This is a genomic window from Azospirillum cavernae, from assembly GCF_003590795.1.
GTDB classification, from domain to species: domain Bacteria; phylum Pseudomonadota; class Alphaproteobacteria; order Azospirillales; family Azospirillaceae; genus Azospirillum; species Azospirillum cavernae.
This window is the reverse complement of the sequence record NZ_QYUL01000001.1, coordinates 1,254,751-1,267,082: the sequence shown is the minus strand read 5'-3', so window position 1 is coordinate 1,267,082 and position 12,332 is coordinate 1,254,751. Positions and strand designations below refer to the sequence as shown.

The following is a 12,332-nucleotide window of genomic DNA, read 5'->3' as shown; positions in this document are numbered from 1 at the left end:
ACGTAGCGGCGCGAGCTTCGCTCTGCGCCGATAAACCTCTGAAATAATACACGCAATTGCGCTTCGGCCTTGATCCGAACCGTTGGCTTCCTGCATAATCCGTTCAGCAAAAGGAAGCTGGGACGGATCGGCCGCAAGGTCGGCGGCAGGCCCGGACGGAGGGAGGAACGCATGACCGCCGATGGTCCGTGTGGAGGGTGGAGCGCCGTGTCTGGGCGCGCGCCAACTGCGGCTGTCGGCCTTGCGCTGTCCGTGACTGCCGAGCGTGCATCACAAATTTTCCCGCTTTCCTTGCTCGTCCTGACGCGCCGTTCCGGCTTTCGGAGCGGGCGCGACGGGGTTCAGACAGGCTTCAAGAACCCGAAACAGAGAATGAACAAGGGAGCTTCTTCATGAAACGCCGCGCTTTTCTGACCTCCGCCGGTGTGGGCGTCGCCGCCAGCACGCTGGCGGCCCCGGCCATCGCGCAGACCAACCCCGAAATCAAATGGCGCTGCGCGTCCAGCTTTCCCAAGAGCCTGGACACCATCTATGGGGGCGCCGAGTTCGTCGCCAAGCGCGTCGCCGAATTGACCGACGGCAAGTTCCAGATTCGCGTGTTCGCCGGTGGTGAAATCGTTCCGGCGCTCCAGGTTCTGGACGCGGTGAAGGACAACACCATCGAGTGCGGCCACACCGTTTCCTACTATTACGTCGGCAAGGATCCGACCTTCGCCTTTGATTCGGCGATGCCCTTCGGCCTGAACGCCCGTCAACAGAACGCGTGGATGCGTCATGGCGGCGGTTTGGAGCTGATGCGCGAGTTCTTCGCCGGTTACAACATCGTCCAATTCTCGGCGGGCAACACCGGCACCCAGATGGGCGGCTGGTTCCGCAAGGAAATCAAGACGGTCGAGGATCTGAAGGGCCTGAAGTTCCGCATCGGCGGCTACGCTGGCACGATCATGGCCAAGCTGGGCGTCGTTCCGCAGCAGATCGGCGGCGGCGACATTTACCCGGCCCTGGAAAAGGGCACCATCGACGGCGCCGAGTGGGTTGGCCCCTACGACGATGAAAAGCTGGGCTTCAACAAGGTCGCCAAATATTACTATTACCCGGGCTGGTGGGAAGGCGGACCGCAGGTCTCCTTCCTGACCAACAAGGCTCAGTATGAGGCGCTGCCCAAGCAGTACAAGATCGCCCTGGAAACGGCCTGCGCCGAAGCGACCCTGGACATGATCGCCAGGTATGACGTTCAGAACATGAACGCGCTGAAGAGCCTCGTCGCGTCGGGCACGCAACTGCGCCCCTACCCGAACGAAGTCATGCAGGCTTGCTACCAGGCCGCCATCGAGACCTACGAGGCGGAAGCCGCGAAGAACGAGAAGTTCAAGAAGGTCTATGACCAGTGGCGGAAGTTCCGCGAGGACGAATATCTGTGGTTCCGCGTCGCGGAATACAGCTTCGACCGCTTCGTCTACGCCGCACCGCCCTTGGCCTCCAAGAAGTAAGCGCGTCAATTCACGACACGAAGAAGGCTCCGCGCAAGCGGGGCCTTTTTTGTTGCCCGTGTCATCCGTGAAAATGTCACAGAAAAGAAAAGGGGCCGGAAAATCCGGCCCCTTGTTTTTGCTGTATGATTGAAGCGGTTACTTCTGCTGAAGCTGTTTCATGATGTCGTTCGCCGAATCATCAGACTGTCCGAAGGGCGGGGCCACATCGCTGTTCTCCAGGGCGGGAATTTCGATCTTCACCTTGTCGAGATCAAATTTCTGCCCACGGTCCAAACCAGCTTCGATCAGGCTGGGGAAGGTGATGACCAGACCGACCATGATGACCTGGATGATGACGAAGGGAACCGCGCCCCAATAGATCTGTCCGGTCGTCACCTTGGGGATGAGCTTCCCTGTGATCTTGTCCAGATAATCGGATCGTGGCGCCACGCTGCGCAGATAGAACAGGGCGAAGCCGAAAGGCGGGTGCATGAAGCTGGTTTGCATGTTGACGCCCAGCAGCACGCCAAACCAGATCAAATCAATGCCCAGCTTGTCGGCCACCGGCCCCAGCAGCGGCACGATGATGAAGGCCAACTCGAAGAAATCGAGAAAGAAGGCCAGCACGAACACCAGGATGTTGACGACGATCAGAAAACCCAACTGGCCGCCCGGCAGGCCGGTCAACAGATGCTCGACCCACAAATCGCCGTTCACCGCGCGGAACACCAGACCAAAGACGGTGGAGCCGATCAGGATGAAGACGACGAAGGTGGACAGCTTGGCCGTCGTGTCCATGGCCTGCCGCATCAGCGACCAGCTCAATTGCCGCTTGAGCAGAGCCAGAATCAGCGCGCCCATGGCGCCCATGGCGCCGCCTTCGGTTGGGGTGGCGATGCCCAGAAAGATGGTGCCGAGCACCAAAAAGATCAGGAACAGCGGCGGCACCAGAGTGGTGACGACGCGGATTATCAGCTTGGCGCCGCGCAGGCTGCGGGCTTCCAGCGGCAGGGCGGGGACCGTTTCTGGACGGATGATGCTGATGAGCAGAATGTAACCAGCGTACAGGGCGGTCAGCACCAAGCCGGGGATCATCGCGCCGGCGTACATGTCGCCCACCGACTTGCCCAACTGGTCGGCAAGAATGATGAGGACCAGCGACGGCGGAATGATCTGGGCCAAGGTGCCGGATGCGGCGATGACGCCGGTGGCGACCCGACGATCATAGCCGTAGCGCAGCATGATCGGCAGCGAAATCAGGCCCATGGAGATGACCGACGCCGCCACCACGCCGGTGGTCGCCGCCAGCAGCGCGCCGACGAAAATCACCGCATAAGCCAGACCGCCGCGCAGCGGGCCGAACAACTGCCCGATGGTGTCGAGCAGATCCTCGGCCATGCCGGATCGCTCCAGAATCAGGCCCATGAAGGTGAAGAAGGGAATGGCCAGCAGCGTGTCGTTGCGCATGATGCCGAACACGCGTTCAGGCAAGGCCTGCGCCAGCGCCGGGGTCAGCAGCCCCAGCTCGATGCCGATGAAGCCAAAGAACAGCCCGTTGGCGGCCAGCGCGAAGGCGACCGGAAAGCCCATCAGAAGAAAGCCGACCAAGGCGGCGAACATCAGCGGCGCCATATTGGCGGCTACAAACTCTGCCATCATGATGGATCGCGCTCCCTTACGAGTGGCCGTGCATCTTCTCGCCCGGCTCGTCGATCAGACCGGCCAGGAAAGCGATGCGCTTGATGAGTTCGGACACCCCTTGGGCGGTCAGCAGAAAGAAGCCGACCGGGATCAGGAGCTTGGCGGGCCAGCGGACCAAACCACCGGCGTCGCTGGACATTTCGTTCGTCAGAAAGCTGTCCTTCGCCATCGGCCAGGACAACACCATGATGATGAGCGCCATCGGGAACAGGAACGCGACGATCCCGAAAATATCGACCATCGCCTGCACCCGCTTGGAAAAGCGACCCAGAACGATGTCGATGCGGATGTGCTCATTCCGCAGGAACGTGTAGCCTGAACACAGCATGAAGATCGCCGCGAACAGGTACCATTGCAATTCCAGCCAAGCGTTGGAGCTGTTGTTGAAGGTGTAGCGCACCACCGCGTTGCCGGAACTGACGACAACAGCGACCAGCACCAACCAATACACAAGCTTGCCGACGCCGTCGTTCATGGCGTCGATCAGCCCGCTGAGTTTGAGCATGGCTCTCAACGGATCAACCTCCCCTGTTTGCAGAGGCGCGGCGTTCACCGGCCCCTTTTGCTTTTGTTCATGCCATAGGAACGCGTCGAACAGCGATCCACCACGTCCCGAGAATACACAAAATCATTTGATTTCGCAGGACTATTCCCTTCGGAACCCGCCTCTTGCAAGGGCTACGAAGGAGCTACGTAGAATCACGTAGTTTGCGCGGGCGCCGTCTCCTGCGGCTCGCATCCTGCGTTGCAAATTGTCGGTCAACATCGACGGTGGCGAGCGTCAGGACGAAATCGGCGCCAAGGCGCGCTCGGTCCAGAGTTTCAAAGACGGCTTGATCGAGGCGGTGCGTTTGGCTGAATTGCAGGCCGCCGATCAGGCCGCCAAGCAAAAACGGGCGGAGACGGTGGATCACCTGATCGCTGGGTTCGAGGCGTCGGCGGCGTCGCCCCTGCGCACCGTGGCGTCTTCGGCGTCGGAATTGGACGCGACCGCGCATTTCCCGCAGCGTTCAGGAAGCCGCTCGTGGCACACAAGACGTGTCGGGCAGCATCGGCCAAGTGACCCAGGCGGCGGGCGAAGCCGGAGAGGCGGCGACTCAAGTTCTGGGCGCCGCCGGGGAGTTGTCGCGCCAAGCGGAAACCCTGCGCCACGATGTCGAGAGTTTCCTGGTGAGCATCAAGGCCGCCTGAACGGTTGGTTGTTGAAAACAGGCGCTTGCGGGAACGCGAGCGCCTGTTTTTTGTGCAAAATTAACATTTAATAACGGGGCGCTGTGAATAAATTTCTCACAAAGCGCGTAATACTATTTTAATGATCCATCTTGACGCGAAAAATAAATACAAATTGACGCTAAACTCATGTTATCTGGGGCCAGAGTCTCGGATCAAACGGGGCGATCATTCTATCGGGGGGAACGGATGTCCTGGCTCGCGCAATTTTCAATTCGATTCAAAACCATTTCTGCGTTCTGCATCATTCTTGCCTGCGCGGCTGGACTCGGCCTCTTTTCCATCACGCGCCTGTCGGTGGTGAATGGGGAGGCGGCTGAGGTTCGCGACAATTGGTTGCCCGCCACGGCGGCGGCGGGCGCGATCATCGAAAAGCTGGAATATTACCGGATCATCGAAGGCGCGCATCTGATGGTCGCCACGGCGGCGGACATCGCCGAGGAAGACCGTTTGTTGACCGAGACCACGCGCGCTCTGGCGGGCAGCCGGAAAACCTATGAATCAATGCTGACGCCGGGCTGGGAGGCGGACGCCTACCGCCGTTTTTCAACGTCGTTGGACGCTTATATGGCGATCAGCGTGGATCGGCTCTTGCCGCTGTCGCGCAAGGGCGACAAAGCGGCGGCGACCGCCATTTTCCTGGGTGAATCCCGCAAGGAACTGCGCAAGGCGCGGGGAATTTTGCAGGAGTTGATCGACTTCAACGTCCGCCAGGGCGTGGCCTCGGCCAACCATGGCGAAGCGATCTACGCGTCGAGCAAGCTGTGGATCGCGGCGATGATCGCGGTGGCCGTCGCCATCGGGACCGCCGCCGCCTGGATCATCATCGTCAGCGTGGTTCGTCCGCTGCAAGGCATGACCTCGGTCATGGGGCGTCTGGCCAACCGTGAATTGTCGGTCGAGATTGACGGCGGCGAGCGCGGCGACGAAATCGGCTCGATGGCCCGCGCGGTCCAGATCTTCAAGGATGGGTTGGTCGAGGCGGATCGGCTGGCCGGGCTGCAAGCCGCCGATCAAGCCGCCAAACAGCGGCGGGTCGAGGCCATTGACCGGCTGGTCGCGGATTTCGAGGCGTCGGCGATGGCGGCCCTGCGCACCGTGTCCTCCTCGGCGACGGAATTGAACGCCACCGCGCGCAGCATGTCGGCGATGGCCCAGCAGACCAACGCCCAGGCCGTCATCGTCGCGACCGCCATCGAACAGACCAGCGCCAACGTCCAGACCGTCGCCAGCGCGACGGAGGAAATGACCAGCTCGATCCGCGAGATCGGCGGGCAGGTCACACGCTCCGCCGACATCGCCGGGCAGGCGGTGAGTGAGGCGGCGCAGACCAGCGACGCCGTGCGCAGTTTGGCCGACGCGGCGCAGAAGATCGGCGACGTGGTCAGCCTCATCACCGACATCGCGTCGCAAACCAACCTTCTGGCGCTGAACGCCACCATCGAGGCGGCGCGCGCGGGCGAGGCGGGCAAGGGATTCGCCGTCGTCGCCAGCGAGGTGAAGGGGCTGGCCGGGCAGACCGCGAAGGCGACAGAAGAGATCGCCGCTCAGATCAGCGCGATCCAACAGACCACGCAGGGCGTGGTTCAGGCCATCACCGGGATTGGTGGCACCATCGGCGCCATCAACGACATCACCACCGGCATCGCCGCCGCCATCGAGGAGCAGGGCGCGGCCACCAGCGAGATTTCCCGCAACGTCCAGCAGGCCGCTGGCGGCACGCAAGAGGTGTCGGGCAGCATCGGGCAGGTGACTCAGGCCGCTGGCGAAGCGGGCGCCGCCGCCGCTCAAGTGCTGGGCGCGGCGGGCGAGTTGTCGCGGCAGGCGGAAACCCTGCGGATGGACGTCGAGCAGTTCCTCGACCGCATCAAGGCGGCTTAAGGCGGGGCAGGGGCGGGCATCGTCTCGGTCAGGCGGCGCCACCCGGTCGGCCCCAGCGCTTCCAGCGGGTGGAAGCGCGCCTTGTAGGCCATCTTGCGGCTGTCGGCGATGTAGTAGCCAAGATAGACATAGGGCAGGCCAACCTGCCGCGCCCGTTCGATCAGGCCCAAAATCATGTGGGTGCCAAGGCTGCGGCGGTCCTGGGCGGCGTCGTAAAAGCTGTAGACGGCGGAATAGCCGTCGGCCAGCTGGTCGGTCAGCATGCAGCCGACCAGACGCCCGTCGGCGTCGCGCGCCTCCAACAGGCCGGTGTCGGCCCGCCCCTCGTCCACCATGGCGACGAAATCGCCCATCGCCATGCGCGCCATGTCGGATTCGCCGTGGCGCGAGTTTTGATATTGGCTGAACAGACGGAATTGTTCGGAGGTGGCGTAGGCCGGGCGCTCGGCCATCGTCACGTCCTGATTCAGCGCCACCACCCGCCGTTGCGACCGGCTGGGGGTGAATTGGTTGACCGGCACGCGAACGGGCGTGCAAGCCTGACAATTCGGGCAAACCGGGCGGTACACAATGTCGTGGCTGCGGCGGAACCCGGCGCGCGACAGGGTGGAGTTCACCTCGCTGGCGTAGGGACCGATCAGACGGGTGAACAGCTTGCGCTCGACACGGCCCGGCAAATAGGGGCAGGGCATTGGCCCCGACCGAAAGAACTGCTGCAAAGGGCGTTGCGGCTGGATGACCGACATGCGAACCGTGGGACCGGGAAGCGACAGGGTGGGCGGAGGCCGAAGCCCCCGCCATCCAGCTTACTGCGACTGGGCTTCAACAGCCACAGGTGCTTCCTTCCCAAAGAAGGCTTGCGCGATTTCCGTGGTCAGAAGATTGAGCTGAAGCTGGGTCCAGTCCAGATACTCATGCAACCCTTGGCGCAACACCGCCTCGATCGGGCGGGAGAGCAGGGCGGACAGCAACTCGTCCACCCGTTCCATCGCCTGCGCCCCGCCGCGCAACTCGTAGCGGGAGCGCAGCCGGGTCAGCACGCCGTCGATCTGACGGACGCACATGACCACCGAACGCGGGAAGCCTTCGTTGTACAGCATGAAACCGGCCACCGTGGTCGGCGACATGCCGCGCGGGTAGACCCGGCGGAAGGCGTGATAGCCAGCGGTCGAGCGCAACACCGTCGTCCATTGGCTGACGTCCAGCGTCGAACCGACCTCCACCGGGGAGGGCAGCAGGGTGTGATACTTGATGTCGAGCAGGCGGGTGGTTTGGTCCGCCCGCTCGATGTATTTGCCCATCTGGTAAAAATACCAGCCCTGATCGCGGTAGAAGGTGCCCTCGGTGATGCCGGTGTGGGTCTGGCACTCTTCCTTGATCCAGGTGCAGACCTTGGACAGGTTTTGCGAGGCCACATCCTTGGTCGACATGTCCAACAGCTTGTTGTGGAACACGTTGATCTGCGTCCACATCTCGGTCGAGATCCAGGGCCGCAGGGCGCGCGCGTTTTCCCGCGCGATCCGCAGCATCGAGAGCAGCGAGTTCGAGTTTTGGGCGTCGAACATGTAGTAATGGATCACCGATTCGGCCGTCGGACGGTCGTAGCGGCTGAAAAAGTCCTTCTCGTCCGCGTTGAGCTGAACGATGGAGAACCAGTTGGTCGCCCCCCGCGTGTCGCGCGAGAAGGTTTCGTGCACATCCAGGATGCGAGCGAGATTCTCGGCCCGCTCCATGTAGCGGGCCATCCAGAAAATACACTCGGCGTATCGGGCGAGCAGGTTCATGCCGCACCACCTTCCAGAACCCACGTGTCCTTCGAGCCACCGCCCTGGGACGAGTTGACGATCAGCGTGCCTTTCTTCAGCGCCACGCGCGACAAGCCGCCGGGGAGAACCCAGGTGTTTTTGCCGGTGATGGCGAAGGGCCGCAAATCGACGTGGCGCGGTTCGATGCCGTCGTCGGTCACGGTCGGGCAGACCGACAGATCGACCACGGGCTGGCTGATGTAGTTGGACGGATCGGCCAGCAGCTTGGCCCGGCAATCATCCAGTTCGGCCTTGCTCGCGCGCGGGCCGATGGTGATGCCGTAACCGCCCGCTTCGCCCACCGGCTTGACCACCAGTTCAGCCAGATGGTCCAGCGTGTATTGCAGGGCGTCCGGTTCGCGGCAGATGCGGGTGTCGACGTTGGGGATGATCGCTTCCTGATCCAGATAATACTTAATCATCCGGGGAACGTAGCAATAGACCGCCTTGTCGTCGGCCACGCCGGTGCCGATCGCGTTGGCCAACGCGACGTTGCCCTTGCGGTAGGCGTCGAGGATGCCGGGAACGCCGAGCAGGCTGTCCGGGTTGAAGGCGCGCGGGTCGAGGAACGCGTCGTCGAGACGGCGGTAGATCGAATGGACCGGGGCCAGACCGTTGGTCGTCTTCATATAGACGCGGTCGTTTTCCACCACCAAATCACGGCCTTCGACCAGCGGCACGCCCATTTCGCGCGCCAGGAAGATGTGCTCGAAATAGGCGGAGTTGTAGGTCCCGGGCGACAGCAGCACGACCTGCGGATCGTCCACCCCGGTCGGCGCGATTTCCATCATCGCGTCGAGCAGCTTGTGGCCGTAATTGTCCACCGGGCGGATGCCGATGTCCTGCACCAGATCGGGGAACACCCGCTGCATCATGTGGCGGTTTTCCACCACATAGGACACGCCGGAGGGAACGCGGCCATTGTCCTCCAGCACCCGGAAGGTGCCGAAGCGGTCGCGCACCAGATCGGTGCCCATGATGTGAATGTAGGTGTTGAACGGAACGTCCAGCCCGATCATCTGGGGGCGGAAATTGTGGTTCCCCTCCACCAGATCGCGCGGAATGATTCCGTCCTTCAGGATCTTCTGATCGTGGTAGATGTCGTGCAGGAACAGGTTCAGCGCCGTCACGCGCTGGGTAACGCCCGCTTCCAGATGCGTCCATTCCTTCGCGGAGATCACGCGCGGGATGATGTCGAACGGAAGAATCCGGTCAACCGCGTCCTTTTCGGAATACACGATGAAGGTGATGCCGAGGTTGTAAAGCTCCCTTTCCACATCCTGCGCGCGGCGGCGCAGTTCATCGAAATCAAGACCCGACAATCTCTGCCGTATCAGCGCCGTGTGTTCGGCCGGCAAGTCCATGCTTCCGAACAGTTCGTCGAAATACAGGCCAGGATTATAGGATGACAAAAGGTCAGATGGTTTGCCCTCGGGTACGCTCACAGACTCCCCCGCGCTTATCTCGGACCGATCATCGCCGACCGGACGGCATCGTTCCGGCGGCATCACGTTGTCTGGGAAGTATGACCCATCGTCGCGCGCTTTGAACAGGGGCAAACGCGCGAAATCCGGGCGTGACGCGGTGCAGGGATGCGATTTTTGATTGGCTGTTGGGAGTGTTTCAGCGCTTTGGCGCCGGTGCGGGCGCTGCTTTGGTCGCGGGTGGGGCGCCGGGAGGAGGAGGCGCCGCTTGGGTTTCGCGCAGCAACACCATGCTGACCCGGCGGTTGCGCGGGCTGCCCGGCTGGTCGGGGGCCAGCGGGTCGCGGTCGGCCTTGCCGACGACGTCCTGGATCCGCTTCTCGTCGATGCCGCCCGCGATCAACGCGCGGCGGGTGGAGTTGGCCCGTTCGCTGGACAGATCCCAATTGTCGCGGCCCGATCCGGCGGCGAACGGCGTGCCGTCGGTGTGGCCGCTGATCGACAGCTTGTTGGGCAGCTTCGCCAGCGCCTTGGCCACCTGCTGCACCAGTTGGCGGGTCTGCGGGTACATTTGGCCGGAGCCGCCGGGGAACATCGACACGCGGTCCTGATCGACGATCTGGATGCGCAACCCTTCGGGCGTCTGGTCGATCATCAGATTTTGCGCCAGCGGCTCCAGTTCCGGCACCGATTGGATGGCTTGGCGGATTTCGGTGGCGGCCTGTTGGAACTGGCGCGCTTCCTTCTGGGCGTCCTGAAGCTTTTCTCCGGCTTCCTTCACCCGCTCGCCGAAATCGGACAGCCGCTCGCCGGGTTTCTGGCCGGGAACGCCCAATTGCTTGGCCATCTCCTCCATCCGCCGTTGATAGTCGGCGCGCGACTCGTTGCTCTTTTGATCGGCGGCGCTGGCGCTGGCGTTCGGGCTTGCGTTGGCGTCCGCGCCGGGGCGGCCGGGGCCGGTTCCCGCGCCAGGACCGGCGGCAGCCTCGGTCGGGTCGGCGGCGTCCTCATTTTCTTGCGAGGAGTAGCCGGGTGGGCCGGACACCGGCACGTCGGCGGACATCGGCGAGGAGGGGGACACCTGCGCGCCCGGAACGGTGATGGTTTTGCCGCCCAGCATGCCGCCGGAACCCGATTGTTCCCGGCTGACCGACACCGGCGAGAAATAATCGGCGATGCCCTTGCGCTGGTCGGACGTGGTGACGTTCAGCAGCCACAGCAACAAAAAGAACGCCATCATCGCCGTCACGAAATCGGCGTAGGCCACCTTCCACGCGCCGCCATGGGCGCCCGCGTGTCCGGCCTTCTTCTTTTTGATGATGATCGGGCGTTCGCCGTCGGCTGGGTTCGCGCTCATGCTGTCCATGTCAAGGCGGCGTGGCGCGGGGCGGCGCGATGCGGGTCGCCCGGCGTCGCGCCAGCGCGCGGCCACTTGCCGCTGGTGTTAAGGCCGCTGGTGAAAGCTGCCCCAGCTTCCTTAAAATCCTTTTAACGCTTTTCGATCCGGGGGAGAAGCCCTTGCGCCCACCGCAACGGTGGGTTAATGGCAACGGATCGCCGTTTCGCTGTCACTCACAGGCCGTCATGACCTCCACACCGCCGCTTGATCCCCGCGCCTTCCGCAGCGCGCTGGGCTGTTTCGCCACCGGCATCGCCGTCATCACGACTCTGGCGCCGGATGGCGCGCCGGTCGGCGTGACGGTGAACTCCTTCTCCTCGGTGTCGCTCGACCCGCCGCTGGTGCAGTTCTGTTTGGGCCGCACGGCGGCGTCCTTCGCCGCTTTTTCCGCCGCGCCGTCCTTCGTGGTCAATATTTTGGCCGCCGATCAGGAAGAGTTGTCGGGCCGTTTCTCGCGCCGGGATTTGGACGACCGCTGGAGCGGCGTCGCAGTGGAGCCGTCCGCCAGCGGCGTGCCCGTCTTGAGCGGCTGTCTGGCCAGGCTGGAATGCGACCGCGAGCATTTGTTGGACGGCGGCGACCATGTCATCGTTCTGGGCCGCGTCCGTCGTCTGGCCTCGCGCGAGGATGGCGCGCCGTTGCTGTATTTCCGGGGCGGCTACGCGCAAATCGCTTGATCGGCGCGCTCTTTCGGCTTCCGGTTGCCGGATTGCCCGTGTTTGCTCCTCCATGCTAAGATTTTGCAGCGCAGCATGGAGGGGCCGATGAACCCGTTTTTGTGCATGACCGACCCGACGGTGGATCTGATGAAGGCCACCTCGGAAGAGTTTGAAAAGATTTTGTCGAAGGGCGCGGTCGGCAAGCCGCTGACCATCGGCGATTACACCATCGTTCCCCTGATCATCACCAGCTTCGGCATCGGAACCGGCGGCGGCAGCTTTCTCGGCGAATCGTTGGGCGGCGGCGGCGGCGGCGGGGTGATCCCCTGCGCGGTGCTGATCATCGGCCCGGACGGGGTGGAGATGAAAGTCCTGCCGCACGAAACCACCGGCCCGGCGCATCAATCCATCGCGCAAATGGTGTCCGACGCCACCAACACCTACAAGCGGACGGCGCCCACCAGCGGGACCGAGGTCAGCTCGCAGCCCGCGTGACGTCGCGGGCGGTCAGGTGGATGTTGGCGTCGGGGTCGAGCGCGCGGTCGAGAATCCGCAACTCCGCCGCGCGGTCGAAGACTTGGCGGTTCATGCAAACCTGCTGAACCGCCTCGTCGGGCTGCGGGCGATGGCCGGCAAAGCTTTGCAGGACGCGGCGGGTGAGAAAGACGCGGCCCTGATACTCCCCGACCTCAACCGCGAACTCGACGGCGTCGGCCTCCTCGTTCCAGATCGGATCGTCGGGGAACACGAAGATCGGCATC

At 63.1% G+C, this 12,332-nt stretch carries 12 protein-coding genes; 5 read left to right on the top strand and 7 right to left on the bottom strand.

Annotation, left to right across the window (positions count from 1 at the left end):
* The first annotated feature begins 392 nt into the window (after window positions 1–392).
* Window positions 393–1,490 carry a TRAP transporter substrate-binding protein gene (locus tag D3877_RS06000; protein ID WP_119829792.1) on the top strand — a complete coding sequence of 366 codons (1,098 nt, stop codon included), beginning with the start codon at window positions 393–395 and terminating at the stop codon, window positions 1,488–1,490.
* Window positions 1,491–1,628: 138 nt separating this feature from the next.
* Here D3877_RS06000 and D3877_RS05995 read toward each other — a convergent pair whose 3' ends face one another.
* The gene (locus tag D3877_RS05995; protein WP_119830813.1) at window positions 1,629–3,128 is read right to left on the bottom strand and encodes a TRAP transporter large permease; all 1,500 of its coding nucleotides are present in this window, start codon (window positions 3,126–3,128) and stop codon (window positions 1,629–1,631) included.
* Window positions 3,129–3,147: 19 nt separating this feature from the next.
* Window positions 3,148–3,678 carry a TRAP transporter small permease subunit gene (locus D3877_RS05990; RefSeq protein ID WP_420796880.1) on the bottom strand — a complete coding sequence of 177 codons (531 nt, stop codon included), beginning with the start codon at window positions 3,676–3,678 and terminating at the stop codon, window positions 3,148–3,150.
* 533 nt (window positions 3,679–4,211) lie between these two features.
* On the opposite strand from D3877_RS05990, the gene D3877_RS29745 reads away from it, so the two are divergent.
* Together D3877_RS29745 and D3877_RS05985 are read left to right on the top strand one after the other, a co-directional pair.
* On the top strand, window positions 4,212–4,364 hold the full coding sequence (locus D3877_RS29745) for a hypothetical protein (RefSeq protein WP_158599791.1): 153 nt from the start codon (window positions 4,212–4,214) through the stop codon (window positions 4,362–4,364).
* 168 nt (window positions 4,365–4,532) lie between these two features.
* The gene (locus D3877_RS05985; RefSeq protein WP_338014572.1) at window positions 4,533–6,284 is read left to right on the top strand and encodes a methyl-accepting chemotaxis protein; all 1,752 of its coding nucleotides are present in this window, start codon (window positions 4,533–4,535) and stop codon (window positions 6,282–6,284) included.
* On the opposite strand, the gene D3877_RS05980 is transcribed toward D3877_RS05985, so the two are convergent.
* The 4 genes from D3877_RS05980 to D3877_RS05965 form a co-directional block, all read right to left on the bottom strand.
* A complete protein-coding gene (locus D3877_RS05980) occupies window positions 6,281–7,030 on the bottom strand; it encodes an arginyltransferase (RefSeq protein WP_119829790.1) in 750 nt (249 codons plus the stop codon). The genes D3877_RS05985 and D3877_RS05980 overlap by 4 nt on opposite strands.
* A gap of 60 nt (window positions 7,031–7,090) precedes the next feature.
* Window positions 7,091–8,068 (bottom strand): alpha-E domain-containing protein, encoded by a 978-nt coding sequence (locus tag D3877_RS05975; protein ID WP_119829789.1) that lies wholly within the window; start codon window positions 8,066–8,068, stop codon window positions 7,091–7,093.
* The gene (locus D3877_RS05970; protein ID WP_238474747.1) at window positions 8,065–9,453 is read right to left on the bottom strand and encodes a circularly permuted type 2 ATP-grasp protein; all 1,389 of its coding nucleotides are present in this window, start codon (window positions 9,451–9,453) and stop codon (window positions 8,065–8,067) included. The genes D3877_RS05975 and D3877_RS05970 overlap by 4 nt, the downstream gene beginning before the upstream one ends.
* A gap of 259 nt (window positions 9,454–9,712) precedes the next feature.
* Window positions 9,713–10,870 carry a flagellar motor protein MotB gene (locus tag D3877_RS05965; RefSeq protein ID WP_119830811.1) on the bottom strand — a complete coding sequence of 386 codons (1,158 nt, stop codon included), beginning with the start codon at window positions 10,868–10,870 and terminating at the stop codon, window positions 9,713–9,715.
* Window positions 10,871–11,097: 227 nt separating this feature from the next.
* Between D3877_RS05965 and D3877_RS05960 the strand changes: the two genes are divergently transcribed.
* The gene (locus tag D3877_RS05960; RefSeq protein ID WP_119829787.1) at window positions 11,098–11,589 is read left to right on the top strand and encodes a flavin reductase family protein; all 492 of its coding nucleotides are present in this window, start codon (window positions 11,098–11,100) and stop codon (window positions 11,587–11,589) included.
* 87 nt (window positions 11,590–11,676) lie between these two features.
* Entirely contained in the window at window positions 11,677–12,066 is a 390-nt protein-coding gene (locus tag D3877_RS05955; RefSeq protein WP_158599790.1) for a GerW family sporulation protein, read from the top strand.
* On the opposite strand, the gene D3877_RS05950 is transcribed toward D3877_RS05955, so the two are convergent.
* On the bottom strand, window positions 12,047–12,331 hold the full coding sequence (locus D3877_RS05950) for a DUF1488 family protein (RefSeq protein WP_119829785.1): 285 nt from the start codon (window positions 12,329–12,331) through the stop codon (window positions 12,047–12,049). The two genes, D3877_RS05955 and D3877_RS05950, sit on opposite strands and share 20 nt — an antisense overlap.
* Window position 12,332: the final 1 nt, after the last annotated feature.

What these genes read in the sequence shown, in the direction of transcription:
- D3877_RS05975 (WP_119829789.1), bottom strand. Translation starts at nt 8,068, where the DNA reads ATGAACCTGCTCGCCCGATACGCCGAGTGTATTTTCTGGATGGCCCGC.
- D3877_RS05980 (WP_119829790.1), bottom strand. Translation starts at nt 7,030, where the DNA reads ATGTCGGTCATCCAGCCGCAACGCCCTTTGCAGCAGTTCTTTCGGTCG.
- D3877_RS05970 (WP_238474747.1), bottom strand. Translation starts at nt 9,453, where the DNA reads ATGGACTTGCCGGCCGAACACACGGCGCTGATACGGCAGAGATTGTCG.
- D3877_RS06000 (WP_119829792.1), top strand. Translation starts at nt 393, where the DNA reads ATGAAACGCCGCGCTTTTCTGACCTCCGCCGGTGTGGGCGTCGCCGCC.
- D3877_RS05995 (WP_119830813.1), bottom strand. Translation starts at nt 3,128, where the DNA reads ATGGCAGAGTTTGTAGCCGCCAATATGGCGCCGCTGATGTTCGCCGCC.
- D3877_RS05960 (WP_119829787.1), top strand. Translation starts at nt 11,098, where the DNA reads ATGACCTCCACACCGCCGCTTGATCCCCGCGCCTTCCGCAGCGCGCTG.
- D3877_RS05955 (WP_158599790.1), top strand. Translation starts at nt 11,677, where the DNA reads ATGAACCCGTTTTTGTGCATGACCGACCCGACGGTGGATCTGATGAAG.
- D3877_RS05990 (WP_420796880.1), bottom strand. Translation starts at nt 3,678, where the DNA reads ATGCTCAAACTCAGCGGGCTGATCGACGCCATGAACGACGGCGTCGGC.
- D3877_RS05965 (WP_119830811.1), bottom strand. Translation starts at nt 10,870, where the DNA reads ATGAGCGCGAACCCAGCCGACGGCGAACGCCCGATCATCATCAAAAAG.
- D3877_RS05985 (WP_338014572.1), top strand. Translation starts at nt 4,533, where the DNA reads ATGTTATCTGGGGCCAGAGTCTCGGATCAAACGGGGCGATCATTCTAT.
- D3877_RS05950 (WP_119829785.1), bottom strand. Translation starts at nt 12,331, where the DNA reads ATGCCGATCTTCGTGTTCCCCGACGATCCGATCTGGAACGAGGAGGCC.